General features: G+C 65.4%; 21 protein-coding genes and 2 riboswitches. Of the genes, 14 read left to right on the forward strand and 7 right to left on the reverse strand.

Annotation, left to right across the window (positions count from 1 at the left end; genetic code table 11):
* The first annotated feature begins 137 nt into the window (after positions 1–137).
* From nrdR to VCJ09_RS02845, 13 genes are all read left to right on the forward strand, one after another.
* The gene (nrdR, locus tag VCJ09_RS02785; protein ID WP_079204571.1) at positions 138–605 is read left to right on the forward strand and encodes a transcriptional regulator NrdR; all 468 of its coding nucleotides are present in this window, start codon (positions 138–140) and stop codon (positions 603–605) included.
* Entirely contained in the window at positions 602–1720 is a 1119-nt protein-coding gene (gene ribD, locus VCJ09_RS02790; RefSeq protein WP_324733026.1) for a bifunctional diaminohydroxyphosphoribosylaminopyrimidine deaminase/5-amino-6-(5-phosphoribosylamino)uracil reductase RibD, read from the forward strand. Before nrdR ends, ribD begins: the two co-directional genes overlap by 4 nt.
* Before the next feature lie 257 nt (positions 1721–1977).
* Positions 1978–2138, forward strand: a riboswitch (FMN riboswitch).
* A gap of 125 nt (positions 2139–2263) precedes the next feature.
* On the forward strand, positions 2264–2926 hold the full coding sequence (locus VCJ09_RS02795; RefSeq protein WP_324733027.1) for a riboflavin synthase: 663 nt from the start codon (positions 2264–2266) through the stop codon (positions 2924–2926).
* Positions 2927–2938: 12 nt separating this feature from the next.
* Complete coding sequence (gene ribBA, locus VCJ09_RS02800; protein WP_324733028.1) at positions 2939–4033, forward strand: bifunctional 3,4-dihydroxy-2-butanone-4-phosphate synthase/GTP cyclohydrolase II; 1095 nt, start codon at positions 2939–2941, stop codon at positions 4031–4033.
* 185 nt (positions 4034–4218) lie between these two features.
* Complete coding sequence (gene ribH, locus VCJ09_RS02805; RefSeq protein WP_079204576.1) at positions 4219–4695, forward strand: 6,7-dimethyl-8-ribityllumazine synthase; 477 nt, start codon at positions 4219–4221, stop codon at positions 4693–4695.
* A 68-nt stretch (positions 4696–4763) separates the two neighbouring features.
* A complete protein-coding gene (nusB, locus tag VCJ09_RS02810) occupies positions 4764–5189 on the forward strand; it encodes a transcription antitermination factor NusB (RefSeq protein ID WP_256573217.1) in 426 nt (141 codons plus the stop codon).
* Positions 5190–5293: 104 nt separating this feature from the next.
* Positions 5294–6262, forward strand: coding sequence for a thiamine-phosphate kinase (gene thiL / locus VCJ09_RS02815; protein WP_324733029.1), 969 nt, complete (start codon positions 5294–5296; stop codon positions 6260–6262).
* Positions 6255–6767, forward strand: coding sequence for a phosphatidylglycerophosphatase A family protein (locus VCJ09_RS02820; RefSeq protein ID WP_324733030.1), 513 nt, complete (start codon positions 6255–6257; stop codon positions 6765–6767). The genes thiL and VCJ09_RS02820 overlap by 8 nt, the downstream gene beginning before the upstream one ends.
* A 176-nt stretch (positions 6768–6943) precedes the next feature.
* Positions 6944–7672 (forward strand): substrate-binding periplasmic protein, encoded by a 729-nt coding sequence (locus VCJ09_RS02825; protein WP_324733031.1) that lies wholly within the window; start codon positions 6944–6946, stop codon positions 7670–7672.
* A 17-nt stretch (positions 7673–7689) separates the two neighbouring features.
* Positions 7690–8337 carry a retropepsin-like aspartic protease family protein gene (locus VCJ09_RS02830; RefSeq protein ID WP_324733032.1) on the forward strand — a complete coding sequence of 216 codons (648 nt, stop codon included), beginning with the start codon at positions 7690–7692 and terminating at the stop codon, positions 8335–8337.
* Between the two features lie 158 nt (positions 8338–8495).
* Positions 8496–9116 (forward strand): GTP cyclohydrolase II, encoded by a 621-nt coding sequence (ribA, locus tag VCJ09_RS02835; RefSeq protein WP_079204581.1) that lies wholly within the window; start codon positions 8496–8498, stop codon positions 9114–9116.
* Positions 9113–9529 (forward strand): MFS transporter, encoded by a 417-nt coding sequence (locus tag VCJ09_RS02840; RefSeq protein WP_324733033.1) that lies wholly within the window; start codon positions 9113–9115, stop codon positions 9527–9529. The genes ribA and VCJ09_RS02840 overlap by 4 nt, the downstream gene beginning before the upstream one ends.
* On the forward strand, positions 9529–10326 hold the full coding sequence (locus tag VCJ09_RS02845) for a cobalamin-binding protein (protein WP_324733034.1): 798 nt from the start codon (positions 9529–9531) through the stop codon (positions 10324–10326). Before VCJ09_RS02840 ends, VCJ09_RS02845 begins: the two co-directional genes overlap by 1 nt.
* Positions 10327–10468: 142 nt before the next feature.
* Here the strand turns inward: VCJ09_RS02845 and VCJ09_RS02850 are convergent, their stop codons facing one another.
* From VCJ09_RS02850 to VCJ09_RS02865, 4 genes are all read right to left on the reverse strand, one after another.
* Positions 10469–12367: a TonB-dependent receptor gene (locus tag VCJ09_RS02850; protein WP_324733035.1), complete on the reverse strand. Its 1899-nt coding sequence runs from the start codon at positions 12365–12367 to the stop codon at positions 10469–10471.
* 101 nt (positions 12368–12468) lie between these two features.
* Positions 12469–12687: riboswitch (cobalamin riboswitch) on the reverse strand.
* 67 nt (positions 12688–12754) lie between these two features.
* On the reverse strand, positions 12755–14662 hold the full coding sequence (dxs, locus tag VCJ09_RS02855; RefSeq protein WP_324733036.1) for a 1-deoxy-D-xylulose-5-phosphate synthase: 1908 nt from the start codon (positions 14660–14662) through the stop codon (positions 12755–12757).
* Positions 14663–14809: 147 nt separating this feature from the next.
* Positions 14810–18091 carry an acetyl-CoA carboxylase family protein gene (locus VCJ09_RS02860; protein ID WP_324733037.1) on the reverse strand — a complete coding sequence of 1094 codons (3282 nt, stop codon included), beginning with the start codon at positions 18089–18091 and terminating at the stop codon, positions 14810–14812.
* A 55-nt stretch (positions 18092–18146) separates the two neighbouring features.
* Positions 18147–19850, reverse strand: coding sequence for an AMP-binding protein (locus VCJ09_RS02865; protein WP_324733038.1), 1704 nt, complete (start codon positions 19848–19850; stop codon positions 18147–18149).
* A gap of 158 nt (positions 19851–20008) precedes the next feature.
* Between VCJ09_RS02865 and VCJ09_RS02870 the strand changes: the two genes are divergently transcribed.
* Complete coding sequence (locus VCJ09_RS02870; RefSeq protein WP_324733039.1) at positions 20009–20929, forward strand: LysR family transcriptional regulator; 921 nt, start codon at positions 20009–20011, stop codon at positions 20927–20929.
* Between the two features lie 224 nt (positions 20930–21153).
* Here the strand turns inward: VCJ09_RS02870 and ispA are convergent, their stop codons facing one another.
* From ispA to VCJ09_RS02885, 3 genes are all read right to left on the reverse strand, one after another.
* A complete protein-coding gene (gene ispA, locus VCJ09_RS02875; RefSeq protein ID WP_324733040.1) occupies positions 21154–22041 on the reverse strand; it encodes a (2E,6E)-farnesyl diphosphate synthase in 888 nt (295 codons plus the stop codon).
* Positions 22038–22280, reverse strand: coding sequence for an exodeoxyribonuclease VII small subunit (locus tag VCJ09_RS02880; protein ID WP_079204589.1), 243 nt, complete (start codon positions 22278–22280; stop codon positions 22038–22040). The genes ispA and VCJ09_RS02880 overlap by 4 nt, the downstream gene beginning before the upstream one ends.
* Before the next feature lie 130 nt (positions 22281–22410).
* Positions 22411–23181 (reverse strand): sulfite exporter TauE/SafE family protein, encoded by a 771-nt coding sequence (locus tag VCJ09_RS02885; protein ID WP_324733041.1) that lies wholly within the window; start codon positions 23179–23181, stop codon positions 22411–22413.
* Between the last annotated feature and the right edge of the window lie 40 nt (positions 23182–23221).

Below are 23221 nucleotides of genomic sequence, written 5' to 3' on the forward strand. Positions count from 1 at the left end.
TAAGGGGTATGCCTGCAAGAAGCGGTGTGCCTGAAAGAGTAGTTGAGCGCGCGCCTGTATACCGCAAAGTCCTCGGCTTGTCTTGCCCGCGGGATGCGCTACCATGGCGCTTTCCTGTTCAAGGCGGCTGCCCTCCTATGCACTGTCCCTTCTGCGGTGCTAACGACACCAAAGTCATCGATTCGCGCCTGGTCGCCGAGGGCGGGCAAGTGCGTCGTCGGCGCGAATGCCTGGCCTGCGAAGAACGTTTCACCACCTTCGAAACCGCCGAGCTGGTGATGCCGCGGCTGATCAAACAGGACGGCAGCCGCCAGCCGTTCGACGAGGAAAAACTGCGTGCCGGCATGCAGCGCGCCCTGGAGAAACGCCCGGTGAGCATCGAGCGTCTGGAGGCGGCCATTGCCCATATCAAGCACCAGCTGCGCGCTACCGGCGAGCGCGAGATCAAGTCGCTGGTGCTCGGCGAGTTGGTGATGAGCGAACTGCAAAAGCTCGATGAGGTCGCCTACATCCGCTTCGCCTCGGTATACCGGCGCTTTCAGGATCTCAACGAGTTCCGCGAGGAAATCGACCGGTTGTCCCGCGAACCCGCGAAAGAGCAATGATGAGCTTCGACCATGCCTGCATGGCCCGCGCCCTGGAGCTGGCCCGCAAAGGCCTGTATTCCACTCACCCGAATCCGCGGGTCGGCTGCGTCATCGCCCGCGACGGCCAGGTCGTTGGCGAAGGCTGGCATGTGCGCGCCGGTGAGCCGCACGCCGAGGTGCATGCGCTGCGCCAGGCCGGCGCGCAGGCGCGTGGCGCCACCGCCTATGTAACCCTGGAACCTTGCAGCCATCACGGCCGCACCCCGCCGTGCGCCGATGCGCTGGTTGCCGCTGGCGTCGCGCGGGTGGTGGTGGCCATGCAGGATCCCAATCCGCAGGTCGCCGGCAATGGTCTGGCGCGCCTGATGCAGGCCGGCATTGCAGTGCACAGCGGTGTGCTGGAAGCAGAAGCGCGGACGCTCAACGCCGGTTTCATCAAACGCATGGAGCAGGGCTTGCCCTTCGTGCGGGTCAAGTTGGCGATGAGCCTGGACGGCCGCACCGCCATGGCCAGCGGCGAGAGCCAGTGGATTACCGGGCCGGCTGCCCGCGCCGCCGTGCAGCGCTTGCGGGCCCGCGCCAGCGTGGTGCTGACCGGCGCCGACACCGTGTTGGCGGACCGCGCCCGCTTGACCGTGCGCCCCGATGAGCTGGGCCTGGATGCCGAGCTGACGGCGCTGGCGGCGACCCGGCCGCCGCTGCGGGTACTGGTCGATGGCCGTCTGCGGGTGCCACTGGATGTGCCTTTCTTTCAGGCCGGCGCGACCCTGGTGGCGACCTGCGCGGCGGCGCTGGCGCGTGAGCGCTACCTGGACGCCGGTCACGAGCTGTTGGCCGTGCCGGGCAGTAGCGGCCATGTCGATCTGCACAAGCTGCTGGCCGAACTGGCCGGGCGCGGGGCCAATGAAGTCCTGGTTGAAGCCGGTCCACGTCTGGCCGGCGCATTCGCCCGCGAGGGCCTGGTCGATGAGTATCAGTTGTTCGTCGCGCCGAAGTTCCTCGGCTCCAGTGCGCGGCCGTTGCTCGAGTTGCCGTTGGCGCGCATGGCCGAGGCGCAGGCGTTGAAGATTGTCGAGATACGCGCGGTCGGTGATGACTGGCGGATCATTGCGCTGCCGCAGCGCGAGGGTTGATGGCTTCGCGGTTTCAAAGGCTGGGTTTGGTGCCACATTCAAAGTAGCTAAGCCGCCGATTGTTGCGCGCCGTCCCCCTGCGTGTCGGCGCGGACGGGTGAAAAGCCGGGTGGCGCGGACGGCCCCCGGCCATTCCAGCTGGCTATGGAGGGCGTGCGCGCGGCGCCAGATTGGCCATCGGCCAGCACAGGCTGTCGCGGGGCGATGCGTCCGGGCGGCAATTATGGTAAAACGCGTCTCGGCCACCACGGTGGCCGCAACGTTCTCAGGGCGGGGTGTGATTCCCCACCGGCGGTAATGGCGCTCAATTGCCTAGCCCGCGAGCGCTTGCCCAGGTTGTGTAAGCAACCGGGCAAGGACAGCAGACCCGGTGTGATTCCGGGGCCGACGGTATAGTCCGGATAAAGAGAGAGCGGGATTCCCTCCTCGGGCGCGACATGCGTACCCGTGAAATCCCTATCGATCGGCATTGCCCTGTTTTGCTCAAAACAGGAGTTCATTCATGCTGTTCAACATCAGCTTCACTCGTGTACCGGAGGACCCATGTTCACCGGCATAATCGAATCCATTGGTAGCATCCGTGCGCTGACGCCCAAGGGCGGTGACGTGCGTGTCTATGTGGCCACCGGCAAGCTCGACCTGGGCGACGTCAAACTGGGCGACAGCATCGCGGTCAACGGCGTCTGCCTGACCGCGGTGGAGCTGCCCGGCGACGGTTTCTGGGCCGATGTCAGCCGCGAAACCCTGGCGCGTACTGCGTTCGTCGACCTCAAGGCCGGCAGCCAGGTCAACCTGGAAAAGGCTCTGACGCCATCCAGTCGTCTCGGCGGTCATCTGGTCAGCGGCCATATCGACGGAGTGGGTGAAGTCATTGCCCGCGCCGATAACGCTCGCGCCGTGCAGTTCACCATCCGCGCGCCGCGCGAGTTGGCCAAATACATCGCCCACAAAGGCTCGATCACCGTCGACGGCACCAGCCTGACCGTCAATTCGGTGAATGGCGCCGAATTCGAGTTGACCATAGTGCCGCACACCCTGGCCGAGACCATCATGGTCGACTATCGCCCCGGTCGGCAGGTCAACCTCGAGGTCGACTTGCTGGCGCGTTACCTGGAGCGTCTGCTGCTCGGCGACAAAGCCGCCGAGCCAAACGCCTCGGGCATGACGGAACACTTTCTGGCCGAACACGGCTACCTGAAGAATTGAAGGAATAGCCTTATGGCTCTCAATAGCATCGAAGAACTGGTTGAAGACATCCGCGCCGGCAAGATGGTCATCCTCATGGATGACGAGGACCGCGAGAACGAAGGTGACCTGATCATCGCCTCCGAGTGCGTTGGCGCCGAGCATATCAACTTCATGGCGCGTTTCGCCCGCGGCCTGATCTGCATGCCGATGACCCGCGAGCGCTGCGAGACCCTCAAGCTGCCACTGATGTCCCCGCGCAACGGCTCCGGTTTCGGCACCAAGTTCACCGTCTCGATCGAGGCTGCCGTCGGCGTCACCACCGGTATTTCCGCCGCCGACCGTGCATGCACCGTGCAGGCTGCCGCGGCCAGGAACGCGGTAGCCGACGACATCGTCAGCCCCGGTCATATCTTCCCGTTGATGGCCCAGCCCGGTGGCGTGCTGGCGCGTGCCGGCCACACCGAGGCGGCCTGCGACCTGGCGCGCATGGGTGGCTTCGAGCCGAGCGGCGTGATCTGCGAAATCATGAACGACGATGGCACCATGGCCCGTCGGCCCGAGCTGGAAGAGTTCGCGGCGTTGCACGGGATCAAGATCGGCACCATCGCCGACCTGATCCACTACCGGCTGATTCACGAACGCACCGTCGAGCGCGTCAGCGAGCAGATCCTGGATAGCGAACTGGGCCAGTTCAACCTGGTGACCTACCGCGATTCGGTGGAGAACGATGTGCACATGGCGCTGACCCTGGGCACCATCTGTGGCGATGAGCCGACGCTGGTGCGGGTGCACAACATGGACCCGCTGCGCGACCTGTTCATGGTCAAGCAGCCCGGACGCTGGAGCCTGCGTGCGGCCATGACGCAAGTCGCTAAGGATGGCAGCGGCGTGGTGCTGCTGTTGGGCAACCCGCTGACCGGCCAGGACCTGCTGGCGCATCTGGAGCGGCAGTTGGGCGCTGAGACGAAAGTGGTCAATCCGACCACTTACAGCACCGTCGGCGCCGGCTCGCAGATCCTCCGCGACCTCGGGGTGCGCAAGATGCGCCTGATGAGTTCGCCGATGAAGTTCAATGCGATATCCGGTTTCGACCTGGAAGTTGTAGAATACCTGCCCGCTGAATAACGACCGCCGCGCTACTGCGCTTGGACATACTGCGTTGCAAACAGGCTCGGCTTGCTCATTTACACCAGTAAACTCCGCAGCCTCGCCTGTTTCCGCCTTGTCTGTCCTGCGCTCGCTACGCGCTGTTCCGTTGGACTATGGATTTTTTGCCCCCTGGCTCTTTAACGCTATATGAGAATTGTTTTATGACCCTGAAGACCATCGAAGGTACTTTCATTGCCCCCAAGGGCCGCTTCGCCCTGGTGGTCGGCCGCTTCAACAGCTTCGTTGTCGAAAGCCTGGTAAGCGGCGCCGTTGACACCCTGGTGCGCCACGGCGTGAGCGAAAGCGACATCACCATCATCCGTGCACCGGGTGCCTTCGAAATTCCGTTGGTGGCGCAGAAAATCGCTCAGCGTAGCGAATTCGACGCGATTATCGCCCTGGGTGCGGTGATCCGTGGCGGCACCCCGCATTTCGAATACGTGGCTGGCGAATGCACCAAGGGCCTGGCCCAGGTGTCCATGGAGTTCGGCGTACCGGTGGCCTTCGGCGTACTGACCGTCGACTCCATCGAGCAAGCCATCGAGCGTTCTGGCACCAAGGCCGGCAACAAGGGTGCGGAAGCTGCTCTGTCCGCCCTGGAAATGGTCAGCCTGTTGGCGCAGTTGGAGGCCAAGTGAGCCAGAACGACGGTAACCAGCCAAAGCCGCAGCCACCCAAAGGCCCGAAAGCGCCGAGTGGCAAAACCCTGGCGCGTCGTCAGGCGCGCACCCTGGCCATGCAGGCGTTGTATTCCTGGCATATGGCCGGTCAGCAAGTGAATGAAATCGAGGCGCAGTTCCGCGTCGATAACGATTTCAGCACGGTCGACGGCGCCTACTTCCACGAAATCCTGCACGGCGTGCCGCGGCAGAAAAGCGAGATCGACGGGGCCTTCGAGGTCCTGCTCGATCGCCCGATCGCGGAGATCGATCCGGTTGAACTGTCGATTCTGCGTCTGTCGACCTACGAGCTGAAGAACCGCCTCGATGTGCCTTATCGCGTGGTGATCAACGAAGGTATCGAGTTGGCCAAGGTGTTCGGTGCCACCGACGGGCACAAGTTCGTCAACGGCGTACTGGATAAGCTGGCGCCACGCTTGCGAGCCGACGAAGTCCGCGCCAACCGGCGCTGATCGCTTCTTGACGCGCTGCCGCGAGTTGCGGGTGCCGGGCATCCGCCTGGTCGCCGTTGCTGATTCGCTGCAGCGGGCATTGCACCTGTCAGGAGTTGCCGTCTTTGGGTGAGTTCGAGCTGATCCGTCATTACTTCGCCGCGGCGTCCTGTGCGCAGGCCGGCGAAGGCGTGGCGCTGGGCATCGGCGATGACTGCGCCCTGTTGGAGCTGCCGGCTGGCGAACAGCTGGCGGTATCCACCGACACCCTGGTTGCCGGGGTCCATTTCCCCGAATCAGCCGATCCTTTTCTGCTGGCTCAGCGTGCGCTGGGCGTGTCGGTCAGTGACCTGGCAGCCATGGGCGCGACGCCCATCGGCTTCACTCTGGCCTTGACTCTACCCGGCGCCGAACCGGCCTGGCTGCAAGCCTTCGCCCGTGGCCTCGATCGAATGGCGCAGGACTGTGGGTTGCGCCTGATCGGCGGCGATACCTCGCGCGGGCCACTGAGCCTGACCCTGACGGTGTTCGGTCGGCTGCCCCGCGGCCTGGCCTTGACCCGCTCCGGTGCCCGGGTCGGCGACTTGCTCTGCGTTGGCGGTGAGTTGGGCGATGGCGCCGGCGCGTTGCCGCTGGTGCTCGGTCAGCGTCAGGCGCCAGCGGCGATTGCCGAGCCCTTGCTGGCGCGCTACTGGTCGCCGCGACCGCAACTGGCGTTGGGCCAGGCGCTGCGCGGCAAGGCCACGGCGGCGCTGGATATCTCCGATGGCCTGCTGGCCGACTGCGGGCATATCGCCCTCGCCTCGGGCGTGGCGCTGTTGATCGAACAGGCGCGCCTGCCGCTGTCGCAGGCGCTGCTGAGCTTGCTCGGTGCCAGTGGCGCGCGTGACTGTGCGCTGAGTGGTGGTGACGATTACCTGTTGGCCTTTACCCTGCCGGCTGAGCATCTTGCCGGCTTGCAGGCGCAGGGCTGGCCGATCCATGTGATTGGTCGCGCCGAAGCCGGGTCGGGCGTACAGCTGTTGGATCAACGCGGTCAATCCATCACCCCGCAGGCGCGGGGCTATCAACATTTTGGGAGTGACGGTGACTGAACCGCTAAGCGTGCCGCCATCGGTATGGCGCAATCCGTGGCATTTCATCGCCTTCGGCTTTGGCTCGGGCACCTTGCCCAAGGCGCCGGGCACCTGGGGCTCGCTGGTGGCGCTGCCGTTTATCCCGCTGTGGCAGATGCTGCCGGACTGGGGCTACTGGCTGATGCTCGGCGTCACCATGCTGTTCGGCTTCTGGCTGTGCGGCAAGGTTGCCGAAGACCTGCGCGTGCATGACCATGAAGGCATCGTCTGGGACGAAATGGTCGGCATGTGGATCACCCTGTGGCTGGTGCCGGAAGGCTGGGGCTGGTTGCTGGTGGGTTTTTTGATGTTCCGCCTGTTCGACATCCTCAAGCCCTGGCCGATCAGCTGGATCGACCGCCACGTGCATGGCGGTGTCGGCATCATGCTCGACGATGTGCTGGCCGGGGTCTTCGCCTGGCTGGCCATGCAGTTGCTCGTGTGGGGCTGGGCCAATGGTCTGGCAAGCGGGTTGGGTCTGTAACCGACCGTTGAAAAACTACCGGCGTTGCCAATGCTGCGTTAACAATGGCCTCGCGTGCGAGCCCAGTCAAAATGCTCATTTACACCAGTAAAGGCTACTTTTTCGGCCATGTTGTCTCTGTCTTGGCTGCCTCGTCTGCATTTTTCAATGGATTGTTAAACGTGCCGAGATCGATCATGGCGAGCTGCTGGTTGGCGATACTGCTGAGCGTATTGGGCGGCACATGCGCCCAGGCGGAGTCTGCGCTGCCGCAGGAAATTCGCTTGGCCGGCGAGGCCTGGCAAGGTTATACCGATGCCGACGGTACGGGACTGGGCTGGGATATTCTGCGTCAGGTGTTCGAGCCCGCAGGCATCGAACTGGTGATCCAGAGCGTGCCTTATACCCGTTCCATCGGCCTGGTGCAGCGCGGTGAGGCCGATGCCTGGGTCGGCTCCTACCGCAACGAGGTGGGCGAAGGCGTGTTCTACCCACGCTGGCATTACGACGTCGATCAGATCAGTGCGCTGGGGTTGATCGAACTGCCGGCGCCAAGTCTGGCGACGCTCGGCCAGTATCGCCTGGTGTGGATGCGTGGCTACGCCTATCAGCGCTATCTGCCGAATTTGACGCGCTACCGGGAAGTGCAGCGACAAAGCGATATTCTCAATATGTTGAACCTTGATCGCACAGACTTTTATATCGATGCGCGCACCGAGGTCGACGAGACCCTCGAGGCGGCCCGTGATCCGGCGCGTTACCGGATTACCGATCTGACCCGTTTACCGGTGTATCTGGGGTTTGCCGATAATCCGCGTGGTCGGGCGTTGGCCCAGCTATACGATCGCCGCATGGAGCAGCTGGTCGAATTGCACAGCTTGCGCCCGCTGTTCGAGCGCTGGCAGCAACCCTATCCCTTCGATTAACCGAGTGTGAGAGTCTGATGCGTGGACTGAAAATATTGACTGTCGCGGTGCTGTTGTCGGTCTGCGGGCTCAGCTGGGCGGCGCCCCGGGTGCAGGTGGTCGGCCTGTTCCCCGGCGCCGCGGTGCTCAATGTCGACGGTCAGCGCAAGCTGGTGAAAGCTGGCCAGATCGGCCCCGCTGGGGTGGTGGTGGTCAGTGCCGACAGCCGCGGTGCCGTGCTGCGCGTCGATGGCGTGGAACGTGCCTATGGCCTGAGTCGTGAATACAGTGATGGTTTTGCCGAGCCGGGTAAGCGCCAGCTGAGCATTGCCAAAGGCATTGGCGGGCACTATTGGGTCGCCGGCTCGGTGGACGGCCAGCCGATGCAGTTCCTGGTCGACACCGGTGCCACCTCGATCGCCCTCAACGATGGTCACGCTCGCCGTCTCGGCATTGACTACCGGGTGGTCGGCCGGCCACTGCAGGTCAGTACTGCTAGCGGCACCGTGCGCGGCTGGCGGGTCCATCTCAACAGCGTCAAGGTCGGCACTCTGGAAGTGCTGGGCGTCGAGGCGGTGGTGCTGGAGGGTGGCTCGCCCACCGAAGCGCTGCTCGGCATGAGCTTCCTCAGCCGAGTCGGCTGGCGGGTGGAGCAGGATCTGCTGGTGCTGGAGTCCAAGCTATAAGCTGCACATGAACATCCGGGCGGCCTGGCCTGGCCTGGTTTGCAGCTTGTAGCTTATCCGATCCTTATCATCGGTAATTCAGGCTGACCCGCCGGTGGGGGCTGCTGTTACAATGCGCCCTCGCAAATTTCCAGCCCTTCTCTATTTAGGAGCATCCGGTGTCCGTCGTGTTCGTCGCCGCCTCCCAGCTGCCTACCCCGTTCGGGGTGTTTACCATGCATGGCTTTCTCGAAACGGCCACAGGCAAGGAGCATGTCGCGCTGACCTTTGGCGATGTGGCCGATGGCGAGCCGGTGCTGGGGCGCCTGCATTCCGAGTGCCTGACCGGCGATGCCCTGTTCAGCCTGCGCTGCGACTGCGGCTTCCAGCTCGAAGCCGCGATGCGCGCGATTGCCGCTGAAGGGCGTGGCGTCCTGCTCTATCTGCGTCAGGAGGGCCGAGGCATTGGCCTGCTGAACAAGATCCGCGCCTATGAGCTGCAGGATGGCGGCGCCGATACGGTTGAGGCCAACGAACTCCTCGGTTTTGGTGCCGATCAGCGTGAATACGTGATCTGCCTGCCGATGCTCGAACACCTGCACATCAAAGCCCTCAAGTTGATGACCAACAACCCGCGCAAGGTCAAGGCGCTGGGCGATATGGGCATCAACGTGGCCACTCGCGTACCGCTGCAGATCGAGCATAATCCGCACAACAAGAAGTACCTGGCGACCAAGGCCGGCAAGCTCGGGCACATGCTCGGCAGTCTGCATCAGGGCGAGGTCGAGGAAAGCCTGTGACCCGCGGCGACGTGCGCCGTCGCCTGGCGCTGGCCTGGTGGTGGCAACTGGCGGTGGTTCTGGCGCCGCTGTTTGTGCTTAACCTGCTGTTCGGTGCGGATCAGCACGTCGGTGTGCTGAGCATGCCGATGTTCATCGCCGGCCAGGCTTCGATGTTCGTCAGCCTGCCGCTGTTCCATGCCTACAAGCACGCGTTGATCGCCACCGAAAAGGCCCTCGACAGCCCTGAAGAGCCGGCGGCCTGGTTGGCCTTGGCCGCGCGGCGCCGGCTGGCCCTGCTGGGTGCCGGCTTACCGGCTTGGATTGCCGCCATCGCGGTGTTTGCCGGGCTGGAGGCGATTCCACTGATCCTCCTGGCGCTGTCCAGCGTCGTCCTGTTCTACCTCTACCGCATTCCCCGCCAGCTCGGCTGATGCGCCGTCTTTGCGCCTGTTTGCTCGCGTTGCTGGCCTGGCCGGTGAGCGCGGTCGAGCGGGTGGTCAGCCTGGCGCCCTCCCTGAGTGAAATCGTCGTGGAGCTGGATGCTACCGATTTGCTGGTCGGCGTGCTGGACGGCGGCGAGCGGCCGGCGGCGCTGGCCCACCTGCCCTCGGTGGGACGGTATGGGCAACTGGAAATGGAAAGCCTGCTCAAGCTGCAACCCGATCTGATCCTGTTGTGGCCGGACAGCATCAGCAGTGCCCAGCGCCAGCAGCTGGAGCGATTCGGCATCCCGCTGCTGATCACCGAACCGCGCAACCTGGCGCATCTGGCCGAGCAGTTCGCCGAAATCGGCACCCGCCTAGGCCGTCCCGAGCAAGGGCAAGCGCTGCGTCAGCGCTTCAGCCTACGCCTGGCCGAACTGAGTGCCCGCTACCGGCGTGAGCCGCCGCTGCGGGTGTTCTACCAGATCTGGGATGTGCCGCTGTACACCATCGGTGGCCAGCAGATCATCAGCGATGCCTTGCGCGTGTGCGGCGCCGAGAATGTGTTCGCCGAGCTCGACTTGCCGGCGCCGCAGGTCAGCGTGGAAGCGGTGTTGCAGCGCGACCCCGAGGTCATCCTGGCCGGCTCAGGCGCCCAGTTGGAACGCTGGCGCATCTGGCCACAGCTGAGCGCGGTGGCGCGCAAGCAACTCTGGCAGGTGCCGGACAAGGGCCTGGAGCGGCCGAGCTTCCAGATGATGGCGGCGACCGAAAAGCTCTGCGAGCAGCTGGCCGAGGCAAAGTAGGGCTCTGAAACGACAAGGCCCCGCATTTGCGGGGCCTTGTCGTTGGTGACTCTGGTTTATCCCATAGCTCGGATGAAATCCGGGGGAGAGGTCGGGTCGGAGTTTGGCTCCCCGAATGCTATCCGGGCTACAGGGGCTGCGCTTAGAAACGGTAGCCGACGCTGAGCTGCACCTCACGTTCGGGCGCGGGGTAGACCGACTTGCTGCCGAAATAGTTGGCGAAGCTGTCGTATTTCTTGCCGGTCAGGTTGTTCACCCGCAGCTTGCCGGTGAATTGCTGAAGCTGGTAGCTGAGCCCCGCATTGAATAGGGTGTAGCCGCCTTCGCGCTGTAGGGCGTGGCCGTCATCGCCGGAGAGGTAGCGCGGGCCGATGTAGTTGGCCTCTAGCTGACTGCTCAGGCCAGCGAGCAGCTGATAGCTCAGGCCCAGGCTTGCGGTGTGCCGCGCAACTCCAGGCACGTCGTTATCCTTGAACGCGCCTGCACGGTAGGTGGCGTCGGTGAAGCTGTACTGGCCGTTCAGCTGCAGGTCCGCGCTCAACTGTCGACTGCCTTCCAGCAGCAGGCCGTCGCGGCGAGTCTTGTCCAGGTTGAGGGTGACGAAGTTGACCGGGTCGAAGAGGATCTCGTCTTCAAGGTCCAGGCGGTACAGGCTGAGCTGGTAGCGTTGAATGGCGTCCTGCCACTCCACTCCGCCTTCCCAGGACTCGCCGGTCTGCGGTCTGAGGAAGTCGACGCCGGGCTGGGTAAAGGCGTTGTCCTCGACGTTGGCGAAGCGCAGCACGTCTTCGCGCTTGATGAAAAGGCGGGTCTGCGTATTGGCCTGCCAACTCAGGCCCAGGCTGGTGCTGTCCTCGCGCTCGGTCTGCGAGCTGTTGCGCTCCAGGTTGCGATCCTCCGCCTCGCTGCTGCGGTAGCCGAGGGTCAGGGTTAGCTGCGACCCCAGTGGCTGGCTGAGCTGGCTGTACCAATCGCGCAGGGTCTGCCGCGAACGGGTATCGCCGAAGATCGAGCTGAGTTCGTAATCGCTCTGCGTGTGATCGTGGCCGAGCAGCCACTCGCTGCGGCCCAGGGCGGTGTCCCAGTGGGCGGTCAGGCGCGGGCTGATGGTGTCGACGCGGGTGCCCTGGGTGAAGGGGGTGGCGAAGAGCGCACCGAGGCCGTCGCTGTCGCGCTGGCTGACATCCAGGTCGGCGTCCCAGTGGCTGCCGAGGTTCTGGCGCAGGGCGAACCGATGCACCTGGGTCTTGCTGTCGTTGAAGTCGTTGGGAGTGCCGGCGGCGCGGCGGTCGTTGTGGCTCTGCGCGACGCTCAGGCTGCCGGGGTAGCGCAGCTCGTCGTCGATCGTCTGGTATTCGTAGAGCGCCCAGCCGCGACTGTGGTCGTAGCGCAGGCGACCGAACAGGTTGCTGTAGGAGGCGTTGTTGTTGTCGCGATAGCCGTCGGCATGCTTGGCTTCGCCGCTGCCGTAGAGCGAGAAACCGGCGCCGAGGAGCTGGTTGAAGTTGCCGCGATAGGCCTCCAAGTCGTCCGAGCCCCGGCCGGCTTCGATGTACGCCTGGTTGGTGCTCGGCTGGCGGGTGATGATGTTGACCACGCCGCCGACGGCCTGGTCGCCATACAGCACGGTGCCGGCGCCGCGGATGATCTCGATGCGTTCGATATTGGCCAAGGGCACGCTGTTGAGGTCGGCGGTCTGCTGGCTGGGGTTGTTCAGGCGGCGGCCATCGACCAGCACCAGGGTGTTGTTCGCCGCATTCTCGCCGAAACCGCGCAGGCTCAGGGACACGCGATTGCCATCGCCGAGGGTGTCGCGAATCTGCAGGCCCGCCTGGCCGCGCAAGACCTCGACCAGGCTGTTGGCGGCGCTGTTATCGATGGCTTCGCGGGTGATGACCGCGATGCTGGCGGGGGCGGGCTGTTGCAGCGGCGTGGCACGGGTGATCACCAGCGGCGGCGCCTGATAGGGCGCGGGCGATTCGCTGGCCAGCAACGTGCCGGGTGCCAGGGTCATGGCCAAGGCCAGGGGGGAAAGCTTCATCGATCAATCCTCAAAAGGTAAACGTCTTTTGAGGAGGGCAGGGACAAGCACCGGACAAGGAGGCAATAGCCAGCGCTTGACGGTGATGCCCTCCGCAACACCAGTCAGATTGCGTCGAGGCAGGTCTCCGGGCTGCCGACTGATGCTTTTCTCTCCTTCCCAGGCGAACCCAGTGGTGTGTCGAGAAAGCCTGCGCGTGAGCGCTGTCGGTTACCGTTGCGGGGGCAGCGCAGGCGTTGCGGCTGTCGAGTTGACGGCTACGCACCTGCTTCCCTTTTCACGCGGCTGGTGTGGCCGCGACCTCGAACACGTAAACGCCGGCACCATAAGGCACGGCGGGATAAAAGCACAAGCAGTCCTGTGCGCAGACCCGGGAGCAGGTCGCTCCTACGCCTTAATCGTCTGCAGTAGCGACAGACGCTGACGCACCGCCTCCTCGATACCGGCTTGGTCGAGGCCGCACTCGGCGAGCATCTGCGCCGGCTTGGCGTGTTCGACGTAGTAGTCCGGCAGGCCCAGGTGGAGCATCGACTTGAGGATGTTCTCACGGGCGAGGAATTCGCTGACCGCGCTGCCGGCGCCGCCCATGATGCTGTTTTCCTCGATGCTCACCAGCAGCTCGTGGCTGGCGGCCAGTTCGCGGATCAGCGCTTCGTCCAGCGGTTTGACGAAGCGCATGTCGATCACCGTGGCGTCCAGGGTTTCGCCGACCTTGAGCGCTTCGGCCAGTTGCACACCGAACACCAGCAGGGCCACGCGCTGGCCCGTGCGGCGAATGACGCCCTTGCCGATCGGCAGGGGTTCAAGCGCTGCATCAATCGGGGCGTTCGGGCCACTGCCGCGCGGGTAGCGCACCGCCGCCGGGCCGTCGAACAGGTAGCCGGTGGTGAGCATGTGGCGCAGTTCGTTTTCGTCGCTGGGGGTCATCACCAGCATGCCGGGAATGCAGCGCAGGTAGGCCAGGTCGAAACTGCCGGCGTGGGTCGGGCCGTCTTCGCCGACCAGGCCGGCGCGGTCGATGGCGAACAGCACGTCGAGGTGCTGCACGGCGACGTCGTGGATCAACTGGTCGTAGGCGCGCTGCAAAAAGGTCGAGTAGATCGCTACCACCGGTTTGGCGCCGTCGCAGGCCATGCCAGCGGCCAGGGTCACGGCGTGCTGTTCGGCGATCGCGACGTCGAAATAGCGGTCGGGGTAGCGCTCGCTGAAGGCCACCAGGTCCGAGCCTTCCTTCATCGCCGGGGTGATGCCGACCAGGCGTCGGTCCTCGGCGGCCATGTCGCACAGCCACTGGCCGAACACGCTGGAATACTTGGGGCCGCCAACTTTCTTCGGGGCGGCGGCCGGGGCGTTGATCGGGTCCAGCTTGGTGATCGCGTGGTAGCCGATCGGATCGGCTTCGGCCGGGGCGAAGCCCTTGCCCTTCTTGGTCACCACATGGAGGAACTGCGGGCCTTCCAGGTCGCGCATATTGCGCAGGGTGGCGAGCAGGGTCGGCAGGTCGTGGCCGTCGATCGGGCCGATATAGTTCCAGCCCAGTTCCTCGAATAGGGTGCCGGGGACCAGCATGCCTTTGGCGTGTTCCTCGGTCTTGCGCGCGATCTCCCAGGCGCCGGGCAGGCGCGAGAGGATCTTCTTGCTGCCCTCGCGCATGCTCGCGTAGGTGCGGCTGGAGAGGATCTTGGCCAGGTAGTTGGACAGGCCGCCGACATTCTGCGAGATCGACATGTCGTTGTCATTGAGGATCACCAGCATGTTGGCGCTGATGTCGGACGCGTGATTGAGCGCCTCGAACGCCATGCCGGCGGTCAGCGCGCCGTCGCCGATCACCGCCACGCTCTTGCGCTTGCTGCCTTGCAGGCGTGCGGCGATGGCCATGCCCAGGGCGGCGCTGATGCTGGTGCTGGAGTGGCCGACGCCGAAGGTGTCGTACTCGCTCTCGGAGCGGCGCGGGAAGGCGGCGATACCGTCTTTCTGCCGCAGGCTGGCCATGCGTTCGCGACGGCCGGTGAGGATCTTGTGCGGATAGGCCTGATGGCCGACATCCCACACCAGACGGTCGTCCGGCGTGTCGAAGACGTAATGCAGGGCGACGGTCAGCTCGATCACCCCAAGGCCCGCGCCGAAATGCCCGCCGGTCTGGCCGACCGTGTAGAGCAGGTACTGGCGCAGTTCGTCGGCCAGGGTTTCCAGCTCGGCTTCGCCCAGACGGCGCAGCTTATCCGGCGTATTAGCGCGGTCGAGCAGGGGCGTCAGTGGGCGTTCGCGCGGAATCTCGTGGAAGGTCGTCGGCATCAGGCTGATCGTTATAGGTGCAAAAGATGCGGCAGTTTACCCGAAGCGCCGGAAACTGCCCAAACAAGCTGCTGGCTCCTGCAAAAGCATGGCCCGATGCGCTGCACAGTGCCTAGCCCGGATTGCATCCGGGCTAGGCAGGGCGTCTTACCAACTATCGACAGAGCGCTTCTTGCCCGCGCGCGCGGCTGGCTTGGGCACTGCATTCAGCCCGCGCACCAGCCAGGCGCGGGTTTCGACCGGGTCTATTACGGCATCTATTTCCAGAAAGCTGGCCATATTGATGCCCTTGCCGCTCTGGTAGGCCTTGGCCACTAGCTTGTCGAACAGCTGTTGGCGCGCTTCAGGCTCCGCCACAGCCGCCAGTTCCTTGGCAAAACCCAGGCGTACCGCGCCCTCCAGGCCCATGGCGCCGAACTCGGCGCTGGGCCAGGCGATGGTGAACAGCGGCGAGTGGAAGCTGCCGGCGGCCATGGCCTGGGCACCAAGGCCGTAGCCCTTGCGCAAGACCACGGTAAAAAACGGCACCGTCAGGCTGGCGGCGGCGACGAACATGCGCGACACATGGCGCACCGTGGCCTGTTTCTCCGCCTCCGGCCCGACCATAAAGCCGGGTGTATCGCACAGCGAGAGCATGGGGATGTCGAAGGCATCGCATAGCTGCATAAAGCGCGCGGCCTTGTCGCCGGCCAGCGCATCGATGGCGCCGCCCAGGTGCGCGGGGTTGTTGGCGAGCAGGCCGAAGGGCCGGCCTTCGATGCGCACCAGGGCGCTGATCAGTCCAGGGGCGAACTGGCGGCGCAGTTCCAGCACCGAGCCCGTATCGGCCAGGGTGGCGATGACCTGGCGGATGTCGTAGACGCGCAGGCGGTTTTCCGGGATCAGCTGGCGCAGTTCGCGTTGATCGACGCACTGCCAGTCGGGGAGCACGCCCTGGAAGTAGCTGAGGTACTGCTTGGCCACCCGCACCGCTTCGGCCTCATCCGCCACCTGCACATCGATCACCCCGTTCGGTCCCTGCACCGAGACCGGGCCGACCTCTTCGGGTTTGAAGCTACCCAGGCCGCCGCCCTCGATCATCGCCGGGCCGGCCATGCCAATGGTCGCGTTGGCGGTGGCGATGATCACATCGCAGCAGCCGAGTAGCGCCGCATTACCGGCAAAGCAACGCCCGGAGACCACCCCGACCAGCGGCACCAGCCCGGACAATTTGGCCATGCCGACGAAGGTGTGGCAGTCGAGGCCGGCGACGCCAACGAAATCGCTGTCGCCCGGCCGGCCGCCGCCACCCTCGGCGAACAACACCAAAGGCAGGCGCCACTGCTCGGCGAGGCCGAGCATGCGGTCGGTCTTCTTGTGGTTCATCACCCCCTGGGTGCCGGCGAACACCGTGTAGTCGTAGGCGATGGCCATGCAACGCGCTGCCTGGCTGCCGAACGCCTCGGCGTTGACCGTGCCGATACCCGTGACCAGGCCGTCGGCCGGACTCTGCTCGATCAGCTCCTCCAGCGAGCGACGACGGCGTTGGGCGGCCAGGGCCAGGGCGCCGTACTCGCTGAAGCTGTCGGCGTCGAGCAAGTCGGCGAGGTTTTCGCGCACCGTCCGTTGCCCGGTCTTGCGCCGCTTGGCCACGGCTTGCGGGCGGCGCTCGTCGCGGGTGATGGCGTGGCGTTCGAGCACTTCGGCCAGATCAGCGCGGATATATTCGAGATCCAGGCTTTGCTCGCTGTGGCTGTGCCCCGCAGCGACCTCGGCCGGTTCGATAAATAGCAGCGGCTGGCCTAAGCCGACCGCACTGCCGGGCTGCACGGCGAGAGCGCGAACGATGCCGCTGTGGCTGGCCTTGACCACGAACTCCATCTTCATCGCCTCCAGCACGGCGATGCTCTGGCCGATCGCCACGGCGTCGCCTGCGGCCACCTCCAGGCACACCAGCACGCCGCTGCTCGGCGCGTGCAAGGGCAGGCAGCCGGGCGGTGCATCGATCGCCTGTTGCACCGCACCGGCCGCCGCCTGGCTGCCGGCAAAGAACAGGTGCGGATGGGCCTGCTGTTGTGGCGCGAGCAATCGCTCCAGCTGGCTTTCGACGAAGCGCGTGCTGACTCGATTGGCAGCGACTTCTGGCAAGCGCAGCAGGTTCTGCAGCAGGTGCAGGTTGCTCGCCACGCCCTCCAGGCGGAACTCGCAGAGCGCGCGGTAGGCGCGGCGCAGTGCGCTCGGGTAGTCCGGGGCATGGGCGATCAGCTTGGCCAGCAGCGAATCGTAGCTGGGGCTGACCGGATAGCCGGCGTAGCCGTAACCATCGACGCGCAGGCCGGGACCGCTGGGCGGTTCGTAGGCCGTCAGGGTGCCGCTGGCCGGCCGGGTGCTGCCGTCGGCGTTCATGCTTTCCAGGTTGATCCGCAGTTGCACGGCGCAGCCATTGATCGGCGGCGGCTGCAGTAGATGCAGTTGCTCCAGGCTATGCCCGGCGGCCAGCCTGAGCTGGGTCTGCAGCAGGTCGATGCCGGTGACCTGCTCGGTCACCGTGTGTTCGACCTGGATGCGCGGGTTGGCCTCCATAAAGTAGAAACGCTCGGGCTGCTGGTTATCCAGCAGGAACTCGAAGGTGCCCAGGCCCTGGTACTGCGCCGCGCCGGCCAGTTTCAGCGCGGCGGCGATCATCCGCTCGCGGGTAGCGGCAGGCAGATCCGCGCTGGGGGCGATCTCCAGCAGTTTTTGCTGGCGCCGTTGCAGGCTGCAATCGCGCTCCCACAGATGGCTGACCGCGCCCGTGTGGTCGCCCAGCACCTGGATCTCGATATGCCGAGCATCGCGCACCAGCTGCTCGATATACAGCGCGTCACTGCCGAAGGCCGCACGCGCTTCCGATTGGCAGCGGGCGAAGGCTGCGTCCAGCTCGGCTGCCGCGAACACCGGGCGCATGCCGCGTCCGCCGCCACCGGCCAGGGCCTTGAGCATCACCGCGGCGCCGTCGCCCAGGCTGCGCAGGAAGTCGCGGGCCTCGTCCAGGGTCACGGCGCGATTAAGGCCAGACACCAGCGGTACGTTGCAGCGTTCGGCCAGCTCGCGCGCGGCGGCCTTGTCGCCGAACAGTTCCAGCACCTCGGCACTGGGACCGATAAAGCACAGGCCGGCGACCTGGCAACGGCGGGCGAACTCGGCGTTCTCGGCGAGAAAACCGTAACCGGGATGGATCGCCTCGCAGCCTTGCTCTTGGGCGATAGTGATCAACTGCGCCATATCCAGATAGGCCGGCACACCACGGCCCTTGAGGGCGACCGCGCTGTCGGCCTTGCGCAGATGCAGAGAGGCGCCATCGTCCTCGGCGTACACCGCCACCGAGCGAATGCCCAGCTCGGCGGCGGCGCGGGCGATACGGATGGCGATCTCGCCGCGGTTGGCGATCAGCAGGGCGGCAAAGGGCATGGCGGCTCCGGAGGGTGCGCCGTGCGCACCTGTTGGGTTGATTGGGGCGAAGGGGCTACAGCAGGGCTTCCAGCTCGTTCTTTTTCACCTTGCCGGTGGCGGTCAGCGGCAGGGTGTCGAGCAGATGGATCTGCGGCACCTTGTAAACCGCCATGGCCTCGCGGCACCAGGCCTGCAGGCTGCCTGCGCTGGCGTCGCTGCCGGGTTTGCGCACCACGAAGGCCACCGGGCGCTGGCCGCTGTGTTCATCGCTGTGTTCATCGCTGCGGCCGAGCACGGCGCTGGCGAGGATTGCCGGGTGCTGGCCGAGCAGCGCCTCCAGCTCGCTGGGGAATACGCTCATGCCGTTGACCTTGAGCATTTCCTTGCGCCGGCCGAGGTAGCGGATAAAGCCCTGTTCGGTGATCTGGCCGATGTCGCCGCTATGCAGCCAGCCGTCTTGCAGGGCGGCGGCGGATTCTTCCGGACGATTCCAGTAACCCTTGAGCAGCGACGGGCTGCGCAGGCACAGCTCGCCTTCGCCACCGAGCGGCAGCAGTTCACCGGTGGCGAAGTCGCAGACCTTGAACTGGGTGCCCGGCACCGGCAGGCCGACGAAGGTCGGCGCGCTCTTGAGGTCGAAGTCATCGTCCTGCAGGCCGGCGGTGAAGGTGTCGCAGGTGTGGCTCTCGGTCATGCCGAAGCTGAATTCGAACAGGGTGGTGCCGGTCAGCGCACGCCACTGGCGGCGGTACTCGGTGGTGAGCTTCTTGATAAAGGAGATGCTGCCGGTCTGCTGCAACGAACTGAAATCGAAGTCGCCGACCTGCGGGTGCTCCAGCACCTCGGCAGCGTTGTCCACCAGCAGGCCGCAGTGGCTGACCCGGTAGTGTTCGACCGCCGCCATGAAGGCCGGGGCGTCCCAGCGCGCCAGCAGCACCAGCTGGCAGCCGCTGAACACCGGGAACAGCAGGCCGGCGTTCTCCCCGGCGATCCAGAATTCCGGGAGGAAGTTCAGCAGCACGCTGCCCGGGTGCAGTCGCAGGGCTACCGCGAGGAAGCTGGCGCAGGTGTAGAGCATGTCGCCATGGCTGTGCACGCAGCCCTTGGGCAGGCCGGTGGTGCCGCCGGTGTAGTTGAGCGCGGCGATGTCGGCCAGCTGCGGACGGTGCGCTGGCGTTGGCGTCTTGCAGGCGGCGAGCGCCGGGTAGAAGTCGATGAAGTCATCAGCCATGACCTTAGGCGCCAGCAGCAGGTCCGGCACCGGGATGCTCGGCTCAGTCGGGCACAGTTCGGACAGGCTGGTCGCCAGCACATGGGCAAGCTGGCAGTCCTCGCGCACTGCCCGCACCACCGGCAATAGTTGGTCGAAGCAGAGAATCATGCGCGCGCCGCAGTCCTTGAGCTGGTAACTCAGCTCCAGGGCCCTGCTCAGCGGGCTGACCGGCGCATAGACGGCGCCGCACTTGAGGATGGCGTAGAAGGCGATATGCAGCTGCGGGCAGTTGGGCATAAACACCGCCACCCGATCGCCCGGCGCTATCCCCAGCTCCACCAGCAGCGCGGCGCAGCGGTCGGACTGCTGGTCCAGCTCGGCATAACTCAGGCGCATTCCGTAGAAGTCCAGGGCCGGCGCCTCGGGCTGCAACCGGGCCCAGGCGCGCAGGTACTCGGACAACGGCTGCTGGCCATGTGGGTAGTGCGGCTCGCGCGGTGTGCCGGCCGGCCAGGCGGCGGCTTGCAGTGCGGCCAGCTGTTCGAGGTAGGCCTCTTCGGTCATGGCGGTGCCCCTGTTGTTTTTGTCTGCGGGCATCTTAGGTGGCTGCGCCGCCGGGCAGAACTGATGCTTATGCATCGCCATCCATGAATGCTATGCATGGTTGCTTCAAGGCTTGGCGCTGCTAGGCTCCAGGTGATTCGAAGAGTGCGGTAATAACCATGAATAAAACGCATGAATGGCCAGCCCTGGACCGCCTCGACCTCAACCTGTTTCGCGTGTTCGAGGCGGTCTACCGCGAACGCAACTTGACCCGTGCGGCGCTGGGGCTGCACCTCAGCCAGTCGGCGGTCAGCCATGCCCTGACGCGCCTGCGCGAGCAATTGGGCGATCCGCTGTTCATCCGCGAGGGCCGCGGGGTGGCGCCGACGGCCCTGGCCGAGCAGCTGGCCCCGGGCATTCAGGATGCGCTGAGCGGCCTGCGCCACAGTGTGACCCGCGGGCGGCTGTTCGACCCGCGATGCGACAGGCGCAGCTTCACCCTGAACATGCCGGAACAGATGGAACCGCTGGTGCTGCCGGCCGTGCTCGGCCATCTGCAACGGCTGGCGCCGCAGGTGGAGCTGCGCAGCGGCAGCCTGCATTGGGCCGAGTTGCGACGCGAGCTGGCGATCGGCCGGGTCGACCTGGCGGTGGAAATTGCCCGGCCCACCGATGCCGAGCTGCGTCAGCAACTGCTGCTGCAGGACCCGCTGTGCGTGGTCGCCGGGCCGGCCTTCGGCGGCGAGCTGAGCGCCGAGCGCTACCTGGCCGCCGAGCATGTGGCGGTCACTTCGCGGCGCCGTGGCATCTGCGTCGAAGACCTGGCCCTCGGCCATTTGGGCCTGGTCCGCCAGGTGCGTCAGCGCTGTCAGCATTATTTGACCGCGGCGCTGCTGGTGGCCGAAAACGACTGGCTGCTGACCATGCCCAGGCGCTATGCCGAGTTGATCAACGCTGGGTTGGGCAACCGCTTGCTGGCGATGCCCCTGCAACTGCCGCCGGTGACCCTCAACCTGTATTGGTCGCGCCAGGCCGAGAACGAGCCGGGCAGCCAATGGCTGCGCGGGCAATTGCTGGAGTTGGCGCGGCAGCGGTTTTGATCGGGTGACTGCTGTATCCGATTAAGGTGGGAGTTCGCTCGCCCTCTTCGTAGGCGCGGGGGGGCCTAGTTGCCATGCCCGCGATGCTTTTTGCAGGCATGCCCTATCGCGGTCATGGGCCGCTCCTACGAAACGCCCAAAAACCGTAGCCCAGCGCAATCCGGGAGCGCTGGTCGGCACTGGAGTTCCCGGACTGCATCCGGGCGACAAGGGCGTCGGTAGTTCTAGTGCTGGCGTTCGACGATATAACGGGCCAGTTCGCGCAGCGGTTCGGCGGGGTAGCCGAAGGGGCGCAGGGCATGCAGCGCCAGGTCGCGCAATTCCAGGGCGTAGGCCTTGGCGGCGTCGAGGCCGAGCAGCGCCGGGTAGGTCGGCTTATTGTGGGCCTGGTCCTTGCCTTGGGTCTTGCCCAGGGTGGCGGTGTCGCTTTCCACGTCGAGGATGTCGTCTTGCACCTGGAATGCCAGGCCGATGGCCCGCGCATAGCTATGCAGGGCCGTGAGCGTGCGCTGGTCGGCGCGGGCGCTGGCCAGAGCGCCTAGGTGCACGCTGGCTTCGATCAGGGCGCCGGTCTTGTGCCGGTGCATGATTTCCAGTGCCGTTTGATCGAGTGTCTGGCCGACCGAACCGAGGTCGATGGCCTGACCACCGACCATCCCCGCAGGGCCAGCCGCCTGGGCCAGGCTGCTGATCATGGCCAGGCGCAGTTCGGCGCTCTGTGGATTGCGTTGGGCATCGGCGAGCACTTCGAAGGCCAGGCTCTGCAAGCCATCGCCGGCGAGGATGGCCACGGCCTCGTTGAACGCTTTATGGGTGGTCGGCTGGCCACGGCGCAGGTCGTCGTCATCCATCGCCGGCAAATCATCGTGTACCAGCGAGTAGGCGTGGATCAGCTCGACCGCGCAGGCCGCACCATCGGCCTGTTCAGGATCGCCGCCGAGGGCTTCGCAGGCGGCGTAAACCAGCAGCGGGCGCACCCGTTTACCACCGTTGAATACGCTGTAACGCATGGCCTGGTAGAGCTGCTGCAATTGGCCGTGCGGGGTTTCGAGCAGACTTTCCAGCGCCGCATCGACCTGGCGTTGGCACTGCGCCTGGTAGGTCTCGATCATGCTTGTCGTTCCGCGTCGAAGGGGGCTTCCTCCAACTCGCCATCGCGCTCCATGAGGATCTGCACTTTCTGCTCGGCCTGAGCCAGGGCCGTCTGACAGTCGCGGGTCAGGCGAATGCCTTGCTCGAAGGCAGTCAGCGAGTCTTCCAGCGACAGCTCGCCGTTTTCCAGGCGCTCGACCAGGTTCTGCAAGTCGGTGAGGGATTGCTCGAAGTCGAGTGAGGCTTTTTTACGGGCCATGGCGGGCATTCTCTGGCGGTGGCTCGGGCAGGCATTGTAACCGGCGCGACACAGCAGAGCCACGCCGCACGGGCAAATCGACGGTCGTCGCACAGGGTGAGGCAGGCCGCGGCAACATCTACCCCCTCCCTCATCCGGAGAAATAGGTCACCCAGAAATAATAGATAGTCATGCTGCTACCCACCAAGATAACCAAGGCGCGCAGCAGTGCTGGCGGCAAGCGCTGGCCCAGGGCACCGCCGGCATAGCCGCCGAATGTCGCGCCGACCAGCAGGATCACCAGCTCGTACCAGCTGACCCGTCCGGCGACCACGAAAGTGAGGGTGGCGACGCTGTAGATCACCGCCGAGATCAGGTTCTTCAGAGCATTGGCGCGGCCCAGCGGGTGGCCTTCGATGGAGAATGCCGCCAGTTGCAGGATGCCCATGCCGGCGCCGAAATAGCCGCCGTAGATCGACACGCCGATATGCGCGGCGAGTGACAGCTTGCTGTGCGGCGGTTGTGCGGCTTCGGCGCGGCGTGCGGCCAGCCAGCGGCTGAGCCAGGGGCTGGCGGCGAACAGCGCGGTGGCGGTGAGCAGTAGCCAGGGGATCAGATTGGCGAACACAGCATCGCCGCCGGCCAGCAGCAACAGGCCGCCGAGCAGGCCGCCGCATAAGCCAGCAAACAGCAGCGGCAGCAGATAGCGGCCCAGTGGGCGCAGCGATGCCCGTGCCGCCCAGGCGCCGGCCAGGCTGGCGGGCCACAGCGCCACGGCATTGGTGGCGTTGGCCGTGACCGGCGGCAGACCGGCCGCGAGCAAGGCTGGAAAGGAGAAAAAGGTACCGCCGCCGGCCAGGGCATTCATGCCGCCGGCGGCGAAACCGGCAAGCACCAGCAGGAGGATGTCGGGTGAGCTCATGGCGTGCTTCGCACAAAAGAGCACAGCTTACGCAGGTCGC

The organism is Pseudomonas paeninsulae (assembly GCF_035621475.1).
Classification (GTDB): Bacteria; Pseudomonadota; Gammaproteobacteria; order Pseudomonadales; family Pseudomonadaceae; genus Aquipseudomonas; species Aquipseudomonas paeninsulae.

Coding starts and splice junctions, on each gene's coding strand:
- nrdR (WP_079204571.1), top strand. CDS start 138: ATGCACTGTCCCTTCTGCGGTGCTAACGACACCAAAGTCATCGATTCG.
- ribD (WP_324733026.1), top strand. CDS start 602: ATGATGAGCTTCGACCATGCCTGCATGGCCCGCGCCCTGGAGCTGGCC.
- VCJ09_RS02795 (WP_324733027.1), top strand. CDS start 2,264: ATGTTCACCGGCATAATCGAATCCATTGGTAGCATCCGTGCGCTGACG.
- ribBA (WP_324733028.1), top strand. CDS start 2,939: ATGGCTCTCAATAGCATCGAAGAACTGGTTGAAGACATCCGCGCCGGC.
- ribH (WP_079204576.1), top strand. CDS start 4,219: ATGACCCTGAAGACCATCGAAGGTACTTTCATTGCCCCCAAGGGCCGC.
- VCJ09_RS02825 (WP_324733031.1), top strand. CDS start 6,944: ATGGCGAGCTGCTGGTTGGCGATACTGCTGAGCGTATTGGGCGGCACA.
- VCJ09_RS02830 (WP_324733032.1), top strand. CDS start 7,690: ATGCGTGGACTGAAAATATTGACTGTCGCGGTGCTGTTGTCGGTCTGC.
- VCJ09_RS02845 (WP_324733034.1), top strand. CDS start 9,529: ATGCGCCGTCTTTGCGCCTGTTTGCTCGCGTTGCTGGCCTGGCCGGTG.
- VCJ09_RS02850 (WP_324733035.1), bottom strand. CDS start 12,367: ATGAAGCTTTCCCCCCTGGCCTTGGCCATGACCCTGGCACCCGGCACG.
- dxs (WP_324733036.1), bottom strand. CDS start 14,662: ATGCCGACGACCTTCCACGAGATTCCGCGCGAACGCCCACTGACGCCC.
- VCJ09_RS02860 (WP_324733037.1), bottom strand. CDS start 18,091: ATGCCCTTTGCCGCCCTGCTGATCGCCAACCGCGGCGAGATCGCCATC.
- VCJ09_RS02865 (WP_324733038.1), bottom strand. CDS start 19,850: ATGACCGAAGAGGCCTACCTCGAACAGCTGGCCGCACTGCAAGCCGCC.
- VCJ09_RS02870 (WP_324733039.1), top strand. CDS start 20,009: ATGAATAAAACGCATGAATGGCCAGCCCTGGACCGCCTCGACCTCAAC.
- ispA (WP_324733040.1), bottom strand. CDS start 22,041: ATGATCGAGACCTACCAGGCGCAGTGCCAACGCCAGGTCGATGCGGCG.
- VCJ09_RS02880 (WP_079204589.1), bottom strand. CDS start 22,280: ATGGCCCGTAAAAAAGCCTCACTCGACTTCGAGCAATCCCTCACCGAC.
- VCJ09_RS02885 (WP_324733041.1), bottom strand. CDS start 23,181: ATGAGCTCACCCGACATCCTCCTGCTGGTGCTTGCCGGTTTCGCCGCC.